The sequence below is a fragment of the Streptomyces sp. NPDC012935 genome (assembly GCF_042900345.1).
In the GTDB taxonomy this organism is placed as follows: Bacteria; Actinomycetota; Actinomycetes; order Streptomycetales; family Streptomycetaceae; genus Streptomyces.
Window position 1 is genome coordinate 827,123 of record NZ_JBIBBC010000001.1, and the last position, 14,910, is coordinate 842,032.

General features: G+C 70.3%; 13 protein-coding genes. 3 read left to right on the top strand and 10 right to left on the bottom strand.

From position 1 onward, the window contains the following. Positions 1-275: 275 nt before the first annotated feature. The 6 genes from ACFY5C_RS03575 to ACFY5C_RS03600 all read right to left on the bottom strand — a co-directional run bounded on the left by ACFY5C_RS03575 (position 276) and on the right by ACFY5C_RS03600 (position 7,498). Positions 276-1,274, bottom strand: coding sequence for a sugar phosphate isomerase/epimerase family protein (locus ACFY5C_RS03575; RefSeq protein WP_389439915.1), 999 nt, complete (start codon positions 1,272-1,274; stop codon positions 276-278). Between the two features lie 33 nt (positions 1,275-1,307). After that, positions 1,308-2,519, bottom strand: a complete 1,212-nt coding sequence (locus tag ACFY5C_RS03580) for a Gfo/Idh/MocA family protein (RefSeq protein ID WP_389439917.1) — start codon at positions 2,517-2,519, stop codon at positions 1,308-1,310. Positions 2,520-2,574: 55 nt separating this feature from the next. Next, a complete protein-coding gene (locus ACFY5C_RS03585) occupies positions 2,575-3,612 on the bottom strand; it encodes a substrate-binding domain-containing protein (RefSeq protein ID WP_389439919.1) in 1,038 nt (345 codons plus the stop codon). Between the two features lie 49 nt (positions 3,613-3,661). Beyond that, a complete protein-coding gene (locus ACFY5C_RS03590; RefSeq protein WP_328421205.1) occupies positions 3,662-4,681 on the bottom strand; it encodes an ABC transporter permease in 1,020 nt (339 codons plus the stop codon). Continuing rightward, the gene (locus ACFY5C_RS03595) at positions 4,678-6,195 is read right to left on the bottom strand and encodes a sugar ABC transporter ATP-binding protein (RefSeq protein ID WP_389439921.1); all 1,518 of its coding nucleotides are present in this window, start codon (positions 6,193-6,195) and stop codon (positions 4,678-4,680) included. Before ACFY5C_RS03595 ends, ACFY5C_RS03590 begins: the two co-directional genes overlap by 4 nt. Before the next feature lie 121 nt (positions 6,196-6,316). Next, positions 6,317-7,498: an ROK family protein gene (locus ACFY5C_RS03600; protein WP_389439923.1), complete on the bottom strand. Its 1,182-nt coding sequence runs from the start codon at positions 7,496-7,498 to the stop codon at positions 6,317-6,319. 279 nt (positions 7,499-7,777) lie between these two features. On the opposite strand from ACFY5C_RS03600, the gene ACFY5C_RS03605 reads away from it, so the two are divergent. Further along, positions 7,778-8,359: a DUF4231 domain-containing protein gene (locus tag ACFY5C_RS03605; protein WP_389439925.1), complete on the top strand. Its 582-nt coding sequence runs from the start codon at positions 7,778-7,780 to the stop codon at positions 8,357-8,359. 15 nt (positions 8,360-8,374) lie between these two features. Here ACFY5C_RS03605 and ACFY5C_RS03610 read toward each other — a convergent pair whose 3' ends face one another. From ACFY5C_RS03610 to ACFY5C_RS03625, 4 genes are all read right to left on the bottom strand, one after another. After that, positions 8,375-9,052: a GntR family transcriptional regulator gene (locus tag ACFY5C_RS03610; protein ID WP_389439927.1), complete on the bottom strand. Its 678-nt coding sequence runs from the start codon at positions 9,050-9,052 to the stop codon at positions 8,375-8,377. A gap of 139 nt (positions 9,053-9,191) precedes the next feature. Beyond that, complete coding sequence (locus tag ACFY5C_RS03615; protein ID WP_389439929.1) at positions 9,192-10,130, bottom strand: beta-ketoacyl-ACP synthase III; 939 nt, start codon at positions 10,128-10,130, stop codon at positions 9,192-9,194. Between the two features lie 149 nt (positions 10,131-10,279). Continuing rightward, positions 10,280-10,408 carry a hypothetical protein gene (locus ACFY5C_RS03620; RefSeq protein WP_389439931.1) on the bottom strand — a complete coding sequence of 43 codons (129 nt, stop codon included), beginning with the start codon at positions 10,406-10,408 and terminating at the stop codon, positions 10,280-10,282. Further along, entirely contained in the window at positions 10,383-11,726 is a 1,344-nt protein-coding gene (locus tag ACFY5C_RS03625) for an OFA family MFS transporter (RefSeq protein WP_389439933.1), read from the bottom strand. Before ACFY5C_RS03625 ends, ACFY5C_RS03620 begins: the two co-directional genes overlap by 26 nt. Positions 11,727-11,997: 271 nt before the next feature. Here ACFY5C_RS03625 and ACFY5C_RS03630 point away from each other — a divergent pair, with 271 nt between their 5' ends. Both ACFY5C_RS03630 and ACFY5C_RS03635 read left to right on the top strand, forming a co-directional pair. Then, positions 11,998-12,969: a 2-dehydropantoate 2-reductase gene (locus tag ACFY5C_RS03630; protein ID WP_389439935.1), complete on the top strand. Its 972-nt coding sequence runs from the start codon at positions 11,998-12,000 to the stop codon at positions 12,967-12,969. A gap of 10 nt (positions 12,970-12,979) precedes the next feature. Next, complete coding sequence (locus tag ACFY5C_RS03635) at positions 12,980-14,905, top strand: molybdopterin oxidoreductase family protein (RefSeq protein ID WP_389439937.1); 1,926 nt, start codon at positions 12,980-12,982, stop codon at positions 14,903-14,905. Positions 14,906-14,910 lie beyond the last annotated feature (5 nt).

Genomic DNA, 14,910 nt, shown 5'->3' on the forward strand with positions numbered 1-14,910 from the left:
CGTGCGGTGCGGGCGCCGGGGTGCGCCGTCACCCCGGAGGTGGCTGAGCCATGAACACTTCTGTGTGCCATGAACACTTCTGTGTGCCCTGAACGCTTCCGTGTGTGTCCTGAACACTTCAGGGACGGTAACCGCGTCCGTCCGGGGCGAACACCCCTTGCGTCAGACTCGGTTGAACTTTCTCCCGTCAAAGGACAAAGCAGGATCTGCGCAGGTCGGAGGGGGGACCGGCGGTGCTGCCGGTCCCCGTCCCCGACCAGCGCCGGGTGCCTGGTTCAGTTGTTGAACGCGGCGTCGAACGACGCGCTGGGCGGCTCGAAGTCGTACGCCTTGAGACGGGTCAGCGCCTCGGGGGCGCCCTGGAGCCGGTCCATTCCGGCGTCCTCCCACTCGACGGAGATCGGGCCTTTGTAGTCGATGGAGCGCAGCATCCGGAAGACGTCCTCCCAGGGGACGTCGCCGTGTCCGGCCGACACGAAGTCCCAACCGCGACGGGGGTCACCCCAGGGCAGATGGGAGCCGAGGCGGCCGTTGCGGCCGTCGAGGCGCTTGCGGGCCTCCTTGCAGTCGACGTGGTAGATGCGGTCCCGGAAGTCCCAGAGGAAGCCGACGGGGTCGAGGTCCTGCCACACGAAGTGCGACGGGTCGAAGTTCAGGCCGAAGGCGGGGCGGCCGCCGACGGCCTCCAGGGCTCGCCAGGTGGTCCAGTAGTCGTAGGCGATCTCGCTGGGATGGACCTCGTGCGCGAACCGCACGCCCTCCTCGTCGAAGACGTCCAGGATGGGGTTCCAGCGCGTCGCGAAGTCCTCGTAGCCGCGTTCGATCATCGATTCGGGCGCGGGCGGGAACATGGCGACCAGGTGCCAGATCGCGGAGCCGGTGAAGCCGATCACCGTGTCGACGCCGAACGCAGCCGCGGCACGCGCGGTGTCCTTCATACGGGCGGCGGCGCGCTGCCGGACCCCCTCCGGATCCCCGTCGCCCCACACCTCGCCCGGCAGGATGGCCTGGTGACGTTCGTCGATGATGGCGTCGCAGACGGCCTGGCCGACCAGGTGGTTGGAGATCGCCCAGCACTTGAGGCCGTACTTGTCGAGCAGTTCCTTCCTGGAGTCGATGTACGACGAGTCCGCGAGGGCCTTGTCGACCTCGAAGTGGTCGCCCCAGCAGGCGAGTTCGAGTCCGTCGTAGCCGAAGTCGCGGGCGAGCCGGCAGACCTCCTCCAGCGGCAGGTCGGCCCACTGGCCGGTGAACAGCGTGAACGTACGCGGCATGCGCGTCAGCCTCCTCGGGCCGCTCGGGGTGTGTCAGACCGCTATCGGGGTGTAGACGGCGTTCTTCTCGGCGCTCTCCTCCACCGCCGCCAGGACGCGCTGCACCTGCAGCCCGTCGGCGAAGGAGGGTTCGGGCTGCCTGCCCTCGGCGACGGCGTGGGCCAGGTCGCGGGCCTGGTGGACGAAGGTGTGCTCGTAGCCGAGGCCGTGGCCCGGGGGCCACCAGGCGTCCAGGTAAGGGTGGTCGGGTTCGGTGACGAGGATCCGGCGGAAGCCCGCGTGGGCTCTGGGTTCCCTACCGTCGTGGTAGGCGAGTTCGTTGAGGCGTTCCAGGTCGAAGGCGATCGAGCCGAGCTCGCCGTTGAGTTCGATGCGCAAGGAGTTCTTGCGGCCGGTGGCGTAGCGGGTGGCCTCGAAGGAAGCGAGGGCGCCCGACGGGAGGCGGCCGGTGAACAGGGCGGCGTCGTCGACGGTGACCTGGCCGGACCCGTTGGCGGAGACGGCGGACAGGCCGCTCGTGGCGCCGCCGGGCAGCGGGCGCTCGCGTACGAAGGTCTCCGTCAGGGCCGACACCCCGGTCAGCCGCTCCCCCGCCAGGTACTGCGCGAGGTCGATGATGTGGGCGCCCAGGTCGCCGAGCGCACCCGAGCCGGCGAGTTCCTTGCGCAGCCGCCAGGTCAGCGGGAACCCGGGGTCGACCAGCCAGTCCTGGAGGTACGTCACGCGCACGTGCCGCAGCGCGCCCAGGCGGCCCTCGGCGACCATGCTGCGGGCCAGGGCGGTGGCCGGCACCCGCCGGTAGTTGAAGCCCACCATCGCCACCTGGCCACGCTCGAACGCCTCTTCGGCCGCCCGCGTCATCGACGCCGCTTCCTCGACCGTGTTGGCGAGGGGCTTCTCGCACAGGACGTGCTTGCCGGCTGCCAGGGCCGCGAGAGCGATCTCGGCGTGGCTGTCGCCGGGGGTGCAGATGTCGACGAGGTCGACGTCGTCCCGTTCGACGAGGGCACGCCAGTCGGTCTCGACGGACGCCCAGCCGTGCCGGTCGGCCGCCGCCCGCGCGGCAGCGGCGTCCCGGCCGCAGATCACGGCCTGCACCGGGTTCAGCGGCAGGTCGAAGACACGGCCCGCGGTGCGCCAGCCCTGGGAGTGCGCGGCACCCATGAAGGCGTAGCCGACCATGCCGACGCGCAAGGGTGGCTTACCTGCCTCGGTCCCTTCTGACTGCTGCTGCGGCTGTCCCATGTGGGTGTCCTCCTCGTCCTGGTCGGGGTGGCGCACGTGGGGGGTGCGGGGTGGATCACTTGAAGCCGGTGGGCATGTACTGGTCGACGTTGGCCTTGTCGACGACCGCCGAGTAGAGCGTGATCGAGGCCGGGATCTCGAACTCGGCCATGCCGCTCACGCCCTTGGCCTGGCCGAGCGCGCGGGCCAGGTCGATGGCGGACGCGGCCATGGTCGGCGGGTACAGGACGGTGGCCTTGAGGACGCCGTCGTCCTGCTTGATGGCCTGGAAGGCGGACAGGGCGCCGGCGCCGCCGACCATCAGGAAGTCGTCGCGCCCGGCCTGCTCGATGGCCCTCAGCGCGCCCACGCCCTGGTCGTCGTCGTGGTTCCACAGCGCGTCGAACTTCGACTGGGCCTGCAGGAGCTGGGCCATCTTGGCCTGGCCGGACTCGACCGTGAACTCGGCGGCCTGGCGGGCCACCTTCTGGATGTTCGGGTAGTTCTTCAGCGCGTCGTCGAAGCCCTGGGTGCGCTGCTTGGTCAGTTCCAGGTTGTCCAGGCCTGCGAGTTCGATGACCTTGGCGCCGGACTTCCCCTTGAGCTTCTCGCCGATGTAGTGGCCGGCGTTGAGGCCCATGCCGTAGTTGTCGCCGCCGATCCAGCAGCGGTACGCCTGCGGGGTGTTGAAGATCCGGTCGAGGTTGATGACCGGGATGTTGGCGCGCATCGCCTTCAGGCCGACCTGGGTGAGCGCCTTGCCGTCGGCGGGCAGCACCACCAGCACGTCGACCTTCTTGTTGATCAGCGTCTCGATCTGGCCGATCTGGGCGGCGGTGTCGTTGGAGCCCTCGGTGATCTCCAGGGTGACGTCGGAGTACTTCTTCGCCCGGCTCTTGGCGTTGTCGTTGATGGCGTTGAGCCAGCCGTGGTCGGCCTGCGGTCCGGCGAAGCCGATGGTGACCTGCTTGCCGGGCTTGTCGTCGGCGGCCGGCTGGTCGTTCGCGGCCGGCTCGTCCTTGGACTCGTTGCTCGTGCAACCCGCGAGGAGGGCACCGGCTCCTACGGCGGCGGATCCGAACAACAGCCCTCTGCGACTGGTGAGCTCTGGCATGGCGGTGAACCCTTTCCTCAGGTCGTGCGGAGCGGAAGCGGGACGACCCTCAGGTCGTGCTTGCGGTACGGCGCTGGACCAGCACGGCGGCGACGATGATCGCGCCCTTGGCGATCTGCTGGACGTCGCTCTGCAGGTTGTTCAGGGCGAAGATGTTGGTGATCGTCGTGAAGATCAGGACGCCGAGGACGGAGCCGACGATGGTGCCGCGGCCTCCCGTGAGCAGGGTGCCGCCGATGATCGCGGCGGCGATGGCGTCGAGTTCGTAGAGGTTGCCGTTGGTGTTCTGACCGGAGCCGGACAGGATGATCAGCAGGAAGGCGGCGATGCCGCAGCACAGTCCGGACAGCAGATAGAGGTAGAGCCGCTGGCGGCGGACGTCGATGCCGGCGAGCCGCGCGGCCTCCGCGTTGCCGCCGACGGCGACCGAGCGCCGCCCGAAGGTCGTACGGTTCAGCACCAGCCAGCCGATGACCGTCACAACCGCGAACACCATGACCAGCGGCGGGATGCCGAGCACGTACGCGTCGCGCTCGCCGAGGTCGAGGACCGAGGGAATGGTGACGATCTGCGTCTTGCCGTCGGTGATCTGGAGGGCCAGACCGCGCGCGGACGCCAGCATGGCGAGCGTGGCGATGAACGGGACCATCGCGCCGTACGCGATCAGCATCCCGTTGACCAGCCCGCACCCCACGCCGACGATCACCGCCGTGAAGAGGATGCCGGCGAAGCCGTACTCCTGGGTCGCGACCGTCGTCGCCCACACCGAGGCGAGCGCGACGATCGCGCCGACGGACAGGTCGATGCCGCCGGAGATGATGACGAAGGTCATGCCGACGGTGACGACGCCGATCACGGAGGCCTGGGTGAGGACGAGTTGCAGGTTGCGGGTGTCCAGGAACTCGTCCGGCTTGGTGATGCCGCCAATGACGATGAGCGCGGCGAGGACGCCGAGCAGGGAGAGCGTGCGCACGTCGGCGCGGGCCATCAGGCCCCGCCAGGCGGGCGGTGCTCCGGCCGACTGCACCTTGCCGGTGCTGTCCCGGGGCGGGGAGGCGTGCTGCGTCATGACGCCGGGCTTCCTTCCATGACGAGGTCGAGTACGCGGTGTTCGTCGAGTTCGCGCGCGGGAGCCGTGTGTACGACACGGCCCTCGCGCAGCACCAGGACGCGATCGGCGAGGCCCAGCACTTCGGGCACTTCACTGGAGACCAGGAGCACGGCGAGGCCTTCGTCGGCCAGGCGCCGGACCACGGCATACAGCTCGGCGCGGGCGCCGACGTCGACGCCGCGGGTGGGTTCGTCGAGCAGCAGGACGCGGCAGCCCCGCAGCAGCCAGCGGGCCAGGACGGCCTTCTGCTGGTTGCCGCCGGAGAGCGTGCGCACCGGCACGGACGGGTTGTCGGGCCGCAGCGACAGTTCGCGGGTCGCGGCCCGTGCCGCCCCCAGTTCGGCGGACCGGTCGATCCAGCCGCCGCGCGAGAAGCGGGACATGGACGAGACCGACACGTTGCGGGTGACGGACTCCAGCATCAGCAGCGCCTGCGCCTTGCGCTCCTCGGGGGCGAGCCCGAGCCCGGCGCGCACGGCGGCCCGCACACTGCCGGGCCGCAACGCCCGCCCGTCCACGAGGACTTGACCGGCCGTTGGCTTCCTGGCCCCGTAGATCGTCTCCAGGATCTCCGAGCGCCCCGAGCCCACCAGGCCGGCAAGCCCGACGATCTCCCCGGGCCGCACGGTCAGGTCGAGCGGCTCGAACTCGCCGTCCCGGGCGAGCCCGCGCACCTCCAGCAGCGGCTCCCCGGCCGCGTCCTGCGCCGGCCGCTCGGGGAAGACGTACTCGACATTGCGCCCCGTCATCATCGCCACGACCTCGCGCGTCGGCGTGCTCTTCGCGGGGAGCCCGCCCGCGACTGCGCGCCCGTCCTTCAGCACCGTCACCCGGTCGCCGATCCGGCGGATCTCCTCCAGCCGGTGCGAGATGTAGACGACGGCGACTCCGGCGGCGGTGAGGTCGCCGACGATGCGGAAGAGGTTGTCGACCTCGTCCGGGTCCAGGGCCGCGGACGGCTCGTCCATCACGATCAGCCGTACGTCGTGGGACAGCGCCCGTGCCATGGAGACGATCTGCTGCTGGGCCGCCGACAACTCCCCGACCAGGCGGGCGGGGTCGATCTCGGGATGCCCGAGCCGCTTCAGCAGCTGCGCTGTCGACGTCCGCGCGACCTTTCCGCGTACGACGAACCCGGCGGCCGTCGGTTCATGGCCGAGGTGGACGTTCTCGGCCACCGACAGGTGCTCCACCAGGTCGAGTTCCTGGTAGATGGTGGCGATGCCGAGGCGCATGGCGGCGATCGGCGAGCGGAGGGTGACCTCCTCGCCGCGCCAGCGGATGGTGCCGGTGTCGGGCTGGTGGGCGCCGGCCAGGACCTTGATGAGCGTGGACTTGCCGGCGCCGTTCTGACCGAGCAGACAGTGCACTTCACCGGCCTGGACGTCGAGGTCGACACCGTCGAGGGCGCGGACTCCGGGGAACGACTTGGTGATGCCGGACATGCTGAGCAGGGGTGGTTCTGATGCCATGAGGTCCCCTTGGCGGGCGTGCGGGCCGGTTCAGGGCAGGGCGGAGCGAAGCGCGGTGCTGTGCGGGGCAGAGCAGGGCGGTGCGGAGTGCTGTGCGCGGGAGCCGTACGACGTAGGCGGCTTACGCGGGTGAGAACAGGTGGTCGCTGATGAGCCGGGCCGCGCCGATGACTCCGGCGGTGGGACCCAACTCCCCCAGGACGATCGGCAGGTTGCCGGTCGCCAGGGGCAGCGACTGGCGGTAGACCTGGGTGCGGATCGCGGCGAGCAGGTTGTGGCCGAGGCCGGTCACCCCGCCGCCGATCACCACCAGGCCGGGGTTGAAGAAGCTGACGAGTCCGGCGATGACCTGGCCGACGCGGTTGCCGCCCTCGCGGATCAGGTCGAGCGCGGTGGCGTCGCCCGCGGCGGCCGCGGCGGCGACGTCGACCGCGGTCAGGGTGCCGTTCGCCTCCAGCCGCGAGGCGAGTTCCTCCGACCGACCCTGCTGGGCCGCCTCGACGGCGTCCCGGGCGAGGGCCGACCCGCTGAAGTGGGCCTCCAGACAGCCCCGGTTGCCGCAGGCGCAGGGGCGGCCGTCGGGCACGGCCTGGATGTGCCCGATGTCGCCCGCGCTGCCCGTGACGCCCCGGTGGACATCGCCCCCCGCGACGATGCCGCAGCCGATGCCGGTGCCGATCTTGACGCAGAGGAAGTCGCCCACGGAGCGTGCGACGCCCGCGTGCTGCTCCCCCATCGCCATGAGGTTCACGTCGTTGTCGACCATGACCGGGCAGCCGAGTTCCTGGCTGAGCGCCTCCCGCACGGGGAAGCCGTCCCAGCCCGGCATGATCGGCGGAGCGACCGGGACGCCCTCGGGGAAGCGGACCGGTCCCGGGACGCCGATGCCGGCGCCGTCGTACCCTTCCGCGAGCCCCGAGGCCCTCAACTTCGCTGCCATGGACAGGACTTGCTCGAAGACCGCGACCGGGCCCTCGCGAACGTCCATGGGCTGGTTGACATGGCCGAGGATTTCCAGCTCGGCGTTGGTGACGGCGACGTCGACCGAGGTCGCGCCGATGTCGACGCCGAGGAAACGCAGCCCGGGATTGAGCCGGACGTTGTGGGAGCGGCGCCCACCGCGCGAGGCGGCGAGTCCGTCGGCCACGACCAGCCCGGTCTCCAGCAGGCGGTCCACCTCGACGGCCAGCTTGGACCGCGAGAGGTCGATCTGATCGCCCAGCTGGGCCCGGGAGTTGGGTCCGCCGTCGCGCAGCAGCCTGAGCAGCTTGGCCTGGTGACCGTTCGCGGGTCGTGCCGTCATGCGTCTCACGAGCCCCTCCCCGCCTCAATCGGCCTGTACGCGCCGGGTTTCGGCCACGTCCGCGGCCTGCTTTCGAGGGGAACGTAGCAGTGAGCGCCGGGGCTGGGAAGAAGTTGCGCAGAGATTGCCATCAACTTTCTCCACTCACAGGACAAAGACGAGATCGGTACGACGTGTGCCGCCGACGGTCTCGGTGCGCCGAGGGCGCGCAAGTGCCGCGCGGAAGGGGCCGGTTGGCTACCCTGTCCCTCCAGCAGCAGTGCTTTGGGGGGAGCGCGAATGGCTCAGGGAACCTCGCCCGACGAACCGGCATCGGCTCAGGCCGCGGACAGCGCCGACGGCACGCCGTCACCACCTGTTCCGGCCAGGCCCCACCTACCCGTCCCCGCCACTCCCCCGAGGTCCGGCGGCTCATCGCCCGACAGCGGTCCCGGCTATGCGATGCGCGTGGCGAACGGGTCGTACGACTGGTACCACCGCGCCGCCATCAGGGCCCGTCGCAACTTCCGGCTCACCGAGACCCTGCTGCTGCTCGTCTCCGCCTCGATCCCGGTGTCGGCGGTCATCTCACCCGGGACCGCCGAGGTGCCCGCGATCCTTGGCGGCGCCGTCGTGGTGATCACGGGCCTGCGGTCCGTCTTCCACTGGCAGGACGACTACCTGCGCTTCAGCGAGGCCCGCGAGGCGGTCGAGGCGGAACGCCGCCTCTACTACACCGGCGCCGAGCCGTACGCCGACCCGGGGATCCGGGATCAAATGCTCGCCGCCAACGTCACCCGCATCGAGCAGCGGGAGATGGGCACGTGGATCCAGCTCGCGAGTCCGCGCACGGATGCCACGGGCAACACCACGCAGTACTGAACTCCGCGGCAGCGCTCAGGACTTGCCCCTGTCGTGATACGACCGTCGCGTGTGCTCGGTGTGCTCCCGCATCAGCTGCGTGGCGCCCTGCTCGTCCCGGTCGGTGATCGCGGCGATCATGCCGCGGTGTTCGATCCAGGACTGCTCCCCGCGCTGACGGGCGACCGGCGTGTAGTACCAGCGCACGCGCCGGTCGACCTGGGCCGCCAGCTCGGCGAGGACCGCGTTGCCGGCGAGCTCCATGATCTTCGCGTGGAAGCGGGCGTTGAGCGCGACGGCGGCGTCCACGTCGTCGGCGGCGACGGCGTTCTCGCCCTCCGCGCACAGGTGCTCCAGGGCTGCGATGCCGGCGCTGTCGGCGCGGGCGGCGGCGAGGCGGGCCGCCTCGGCCTCCAGGAGGGTGCGGACGGTGAGGAGCTGGTCGGCCTCCTCCTCCGTCGGCTCGTGCACGAACGCGCCCTGCGCGGGCCGTAGATCGACCCAGCCCTCGGTGTTCAGGCGCTGCAGCGCCTCGCGCACCGGCTGCCGGGACACGCCGAGGTGACCTGCCAGTTCGCTCTCGACCAGATGCTGGCCCGGCTGGAGGGCGCGGGTCGTGATGAGTTCGAGCAGCGCCTCGTAGACGCGGTCGCGCAGCGGGCCGGGCCGTTCGAGCTTGGGCACCGCACCCTGCGGCAGTCCTGTCGACAACATCGGTCCCCTCCTGGGCGATCACCGGGCGACTGCGTCGCGTAGCCGACCGTCACGGAAAGCCAGTATCAATTGTCTTTCGTCTACAGTCTACGGCGCACAAAGGCCAGGGAAGCGGGGAGTCGGCCACATCACACCGGCATCAGGGGCAGCGCACGACCTGCCCGGCGTACGACAGGTTGCCACCGAAGCCGAAGAGCAGCACGGGGTCCCCCGTCGAGATCCGCCCCTGTTCCACGAGCTTGGACAGCGCCAGCGGAATGCTCGCCGCCGAGGTGTTGCCGGACTCGGACACATCCCGCGCGACCACGGCGTTGACCGCGCCGAGCTTCTCGGCGAGCGGCTCGATGATGCGCAGGTTGGCCTGGTGCAGGACGACCCCGGCGAGGTCCGCGGGTGCGAGGCCGGCCCGCTCGCAGGCCCGGCGGGCGATGGCCGGCAGCTGCGTCGTCGCCCAGCGGTAGACGCTCTGCCCCTCCTGCGCGAACCGCGCGGGCTGCCCCTCGATGCGCACCGCGTGCCCCATCTCGGGCACCGAACCCCACAGCACCGGCCCGATGCGGGCGTCGCCGGACGCCTCCACGACGGCCGCGCCGGCCCCGTCGCCGACCAGCACACAGGTCGTACGGTCGCTCCAGTCGGTCACGTCGGACATCTTGTCGGCGCCGATCACCAGCGCGCGGGCCGCGGCTCCCGCCCGTACGGCGTGGTCGGCGGTGGCCAGGGCGTGGGTGAACCCGGCGCAGACGACGTTGATGTCCATCGCGGCGGGAGACGGGACGCCGATGCGGGCCGCGACGCGGGCGGCCATGTTCGGGGAGCGGTCGATGGCGGTGGAGGTGGCGACCAGGACCAGGTCGATGTCGGCGGGCGTGAGGCCCGCCGCCGCGAGCGCCTTGGCAGCGGCGTGCGCGGCCAGCTCGTCGACGGGCTCGTCGGGCCCGGCGATGTGGCGCGTTCGAATGCCGACCCGGGATGTGATCCACTCGTCACTGGTGTCGACCATGCCCGCCAGCTCCTCGTTGGTGAGCACCCTGGCGGGCTGATAGTGGCCGACTGCGGCGATGCGCGAGCCGTTCATCGATGGTGGTCCCCTCGAACATCGGGTAGCGGGATTCACCAGTCTGATCAGTGACTCGCGGGTACGGCTGCAAGTGATGCCACAGGAATCGGGCGCCCGTGTTGTGGGCTTCTATCAGACCATCGGACGCCCGAACAGCATTCGAACGCCTACCCGGTGAACAGCTGCGTCGCCTTCTGTACGAGTTCGTAGATCCCGTACGCGAGCGGTACCCCCACCCACACCCAGGCGAAGGCGATCAGGCCCCGCCGGCTAGGCGGACTGCTGTCGCTGGACATCTGCGGCCTCCTTCGACGCCGGGGCGGAAGTGGGGGACGGGACGTGGTGGCGGGGGTCGACGGGGCGGACGAGCTCGTTGGCGACGAAGCCGACGGCGAGCAGCCCGATCATGATGAACAGGGACATCGTGTACAGGGACGAGCCGTCCTTGCCCGCCTCCTCCTGCCGGTCGGCGATCCAGTTCACGATCAGCGGTCCGAGGACGCCGGCCGTGGACCAGGCGGTGAGCAGCCGCCCGTGGATGGCGCCCACCTGGTAGGTGCCGAAGAGGTCCTTCAGATAGGCGGGGATCGTCGCGAAGCCGCCGCCGTAGAAGGAGAGGATCACCAGCGCACACAGGATGAACAGCGGCTTCGACGAGTCGCCGGCCAGCGCGATCAGCCCGTACATCAGCGCGCCCACGCCCAGGTAGAGGCGGTAGATGTTCCTGCGTCCGATCAGGTCGGAGGTCGACGACCAGCCGATCCGGCCCGCCATGTTGGCGGCGGACAGCAGGGCGACGAAGCCGGCGGCGGCCGACACCGACACCGGTGTGGAGGTGTTCGCGAAGAAGTCCGTGATCATCGGGGCGGCCTTCTCCAGGATGCCGATGCCCGCGGTCACGTTCATGCAGAGCACGATCCACAGACACCAGAACTGCGGGGTGCGCACGGCGTTGCGGGCGGACACCTGCGGTCCGTCGAACACGCCGGGCCCGTCGCCGACCGGCTTCTCGGTGCGCGGCACCCGGACCAGCAGCACGCCGAGCAGCATGAAGACGGAGTACGACAGTCCGTGCACCAGGAACGCCATCGCGATCCCGGAGCTGTCGCTGCCGAACGACTCCAGCATCTGCGCCGACCAGGGCGAGGCGATGAGCGCGCCGCCGCCGAAGCCCATGATGGCGATGCCGGTGGCCATGCCGGGCCGGTCCGGGAACCACTTGATCAGCGTCGAGACCGGGGAGATGTAGCCGATGCCGAGGCCGATCCCGCCGACGAAGCCGTAGCCGAAAACGATCAGCCAGTACTGCTCGGTGGCCGCGCCCAGTGCGGAGAGCAGGAAGCCGGACGAGAAGCAGATCAGGGCGACCGTCATCGCCCAGCGCGGCCCGTTGCGCTCCACCAGCGTGCCGCCGAACGCGGCCGACAGACCGAGCATGACGATGCCGAGCTGGAACGGCAGCGCGCTCTGCGTGCCGCTGAGGCCGAGGGCGGATTCGAGCGGCGGCTTGAACACGCTCCAGGCGTAGGCCTGGCCGATGGACAGATGGACCGACAGAGCGGCGGGCGGAACCAGCCAGCGGCTCCATCCCGGGGGTGCGACCGGTGGACTCATGATCCCGAACGGTAGGGAGCAGGAGGGAAGTTGAGAAGGCGGCACGTCGACCGTATGCGGTGAGCGGTATGCAGCACGCGACGAACGGTCGAACACCGTCCGGGAAGCCGCGGGATGGCACGGGAACAGGCGGGTGCGTGCGCGAACCCTTGCTGACCCACTATCCATACTGTAGACAATATTCCGTCGACAGGATTCGACGGTTTCACTGCTGTCGGACCTTTCCCAGTCACCTCCGCGGTACTCCCTCGACCGAACGGAGCGTTCCGAAGTGAAAGTTGCAGTCCTCGGCGCCGGTGCCATCGGCGCCTACGTCGGAGCCGCGCTCCATCGCGCAGGCGCCGACGTGCACCTCATCGCCCGTGGACCGCACCTCGCGGCCATGAGGCAGCACGGGGTGCGGGTGCTCAGTCCGCGCGGCGACTTCACCGCCCGCGCACACGCGACCGACGACCCGGCCGAAGTCGGTCCGGTCGACTACGTCTTCCTGGGCCTGAAGGCCAACTCGTACGCGGCGTGCGGGCCGCTCGTCGAGCCCCTTCTGCACGACACCACAGCGGTCGTGGCCGCCCAGAACGGCATCCCCTGGTGGTACTTCCACCGCCACGGCGGCCGCTACGACGGCCACCGCATAGAAAGTGTGGACCCGGACGGCGCGGTCAGTGCGGTGCTCGCGCCCGAACGGGCCATCGGCTGTGTCGTGTACGCCGCGACCGAACTCGAAGGACCCGGTGTCGTACGGCACTTGGAAGGCACCCGGTTCTCCGTCGGCGAGCCCGACCGCAGCGTGTCCAGGCGCTGTCTCGACCTCGGCGAGGCCATGATCGCCGGTGGCCTGAAGTGCCCGGTGGAGCCGGACCTGCGCAACGACATCTGGCTCAAACTGCTCGGCAACATCTCCTTCAACCCGATCAGCGCGCTGGCCCGCGCCACCATGCGGCAGATGTGCCTGCACGGCGGCACCCGCAAGGTCATCGAGATCATGATGACCGAGACGCTCTCGGTCGCCGAGGCCCTCGGCTGCGAGGTCGGCGTCTCCATCGAGCGCCGCCTCGCGGGCGCCGAGCGGGTCGGCGACCACCGCACCTCCACGCTCCAGGACCTGGAGCGCGGCAAGCCGCTCGAACTCGACGTACTCCTCGCGGCGGTCGTCGAGTTGGCGGAGATCACCGGCGTGGAGGTGCCCACCCTGCGCACCGTCCACGCCATCTCGGACCTGCTCGCACTGAGGAGCGCCGCATGAGGAGCGCCGTATGAGCAAACGCGACCGTACTCCGAAGACGTACACCCGGCTGACGCACCCGCTCGTCCGGGACTCCCGCGACGAGCCGTTGCGGCAGGCAAGTTGGGAGGAGGCGCTGGACCGCGCGGCGCGCGGCCTCGCGGCGGCCCGCGGCGCGTTCGGCATGTTCTCCTGCGCCCGGGCCACCAACGAGATGAACTACGTCGCCCAGAAGTTCGCCCGTGTCGTGATGGGCACCAACAACGTCGACTCCTGCAACCGCACCTGCCACGCGCCCAGCGTGGCCGGCCTGTCGGCGGCCTTCGGCTCGGGCGGGGGCACCTCCTCGTACGAGGAGATCGAGCACACCGACGTCATCGTGATGTGGGGCTCCAACGCCCGCTTCGCGCACCCGATCTTCTTCCAGCACGCGCTGAAGGGGATCAGGAACGGCGCCCGCATGTACGCCGTCGACCCGCGCCGCACCTCCACCGCCGAGTGGGCGGAGAGCTGGCTCGGGCTGAACGTCGGCACCGACATCCCGATGGCGCACGCGATCGGCCGCGAGATCATCCACGCCGGACTGGCCAACGAGGCCTTCATCGAGCGGGCCACCAGCGGCTTCGAGGAGTACAAGGCGCTCGTCGAGCCGTGGACGCTGTCCCTCGCGGAGAAGGTGACGGGCGTACCGGCCGCCGCCATCCGTGAGCTGGCCCACGCCTACGCCCGCGCCGAGCGCGCCCAGCTGTGCTGGACCCTCGGCATCACCGAGCACCACAACGGCACCGACAACGTGCGCGCGCTGATCAACCTGTCCCTGCTGACGGGCCATGTGGGGCGGTACGGCTCGGGCCTGCAGCCCCTGCGCGGGCAGAACAACGTGCAGGGCGGCGGCGACATGGGCGCCATCCCCAACCGCCTGCCCGGCTTCCAGGACATCCTCGACTCCGACACCCGCCTGAAGTTCGAGTCCGCCTGGAACACCGTCATCCAGCCGCACTACGGCCTCAACCTCACCGAGATGTTCGAGGCGATGGAGGAGGGCACGCTCAAGGCGGTCTACTGCATCGGCGAGAACCCGGCGCAGTCGGAGGCGGACAGCGAGCAGGCCGTACGGCGGATGCGGCAGCTGGACTTCCTCGTCGTACAGGACATCTTCCTGACGAAGACGGCCGAGCTGGCGGACGTCGTCCTTCCGGCCACCGCCGGCTGGGCCGAGACCGAGGGCACCACCACCAACAGTGAACGGCGGGTCCAGCGGGTCCGGCGGGCGGTCACCCCGCCCGGCGAGGCGCGCGAGGACATCGACATCATCTGCGAGCTGGCGGCCAGGCTCGGCCACGAGTGGAAGTACGCCGACGCCGAGGCGGTCTGGAACGAGCTCAGGTCGGTGTCGCCGGACCACTACGGGATGACGTACGAACGCCTGGAGGAGGAGCAGGGCATCCAGTGGCCCTGTCCGAGCACGGAGCAGCTGGAACCGACCTATCTGCACGGCCGGTTGTGGGAGCCGGACCCGGGCCGGCGCGGGATGCCGGCGCCGTTCGGGATCGTCCAGCACGATCCGCCGGTCGACCTCACCGACGAGGAGTTCCCGATCCGGCTCACCACCGGGCGACGGCTCGACTCGTACAACACCGGTGTCCAGAGCGGGAGTTTCGCCTCCCCGCTGCGGCGCGGCGAGTTCGTGGAGCTGTGCCCGGAGGACGCCGAGCGGTACGGGGTCGTCGTCGGCGAGGAGGTCCGGGTGAGCTCACGGCGCGGCTCGGTCGTCGCGCCGGTGTGGATCGACACCGCGCTGCGGCCCGGGCTCGCCTTCATGACCATGCACTTTCCCGACGAGGTGGACACCAACCAGCTGACGATCGAGGCGAACTGCCCGATCGCGGGGACGGCGGAGTTCAAGGCGTCGGCGATCCGGATCGAGAAGCTCCCCGTCGCGACCATCGTGAGGTGACATAA

Excerpts from the sequence above, each read along its gene's own strand:
- ACFY5C_RS03585 (WP_389439919.1), bottom strand. The coding sequence starts at position 3,612 with ATGCCAGAGCTCACCAGTCGCAGAGGGCTGTTGTTCGGATCCGCCGCC.
- ACFY5C_RS03605 (WP_389439925.1), top strand. The coding sequence starts at position 7,778 with ATGGCTCAGGGAACCTCGCCCGACGAACCGGCATCGGCTCAGGCCGCG.
- ACFY5C_RS03590 (WP_328421205.1), bottom strand. The coding sequence starts at position 4,681 with ATGACGCAGCACGCCTCCCCGCCCCGGGACAGCACCGGCAAGGTGCAG.
- ACFY5C_RS03615 (WP_389439929.1), bottom strand. The coding sequence starts at position 10,130 with ATGAACGGCTCGCGCATCGCCGCAGTCGGCCACTATCAGCCCGCCAGG.
- ACFY5C_RS03575 (WP_389439915.1), bottom strand. The coding sequence starts at position 1,274 with ATGCCGCGTACGTTCACGCTGTTCACCGGCCAGTGGGCCGACCTGCCG.
- ACFY5C_RS03635 (WP_389439937.1), top strand. The coding sequence starts at position 12,980 with ATGAGCAAACGCGACCGTACTCCGAAGACGTACACCCGGCTGACGCAC.
- ACFY5C_RS03610 (WP_389439927.1), bottom strand. The coding sequence starts at position 9,052 with ATGTTGTCGACAGGACTGCCGCAGGGTGCGGTGCCCAAGCTCGAACGG.
- ACFY5C_RS03625 (WP_389439933.1), bottom strand. The coding sequence starts at position 11,726 with ATGAGTCCACCGGTCGCACCCCCGGGATGGAGCCGCTGGCTGGTTCCG.
- ACFY5C_RS03600 (WP_389439923.1), bottom strand. The coding sequence starts at position 7,498 with ATGACGGCACGACCCGCGAACGGTCACCAGGCCAAGCTGCTCAGGCTG.
- ACFY5C_RS03620 (WP_389439931.1), bottom strand. The coding sequence starts at position 10,408 with ATGTCCAGCGACAGCAGTCCGCCTAGCCGGCGGGGCCTGATCGCCTTC.
- ACFY5C_RS03595 (WP_389439921.1), bottom strand. The coding sequence starts at position 6,195 with ATGGCATCAGAACCACCCCTGCTCAGCATGTCCGGCATCACCAAGTCG.
- ACFY5C_RS03580 (WP_389439917.1), bottom strand. The coding sequence starts at position 2,519 with ATGGGACAGCCGCAGCAGCAGTCAGAAGGGACCGAGGCAGGTAAGCCA.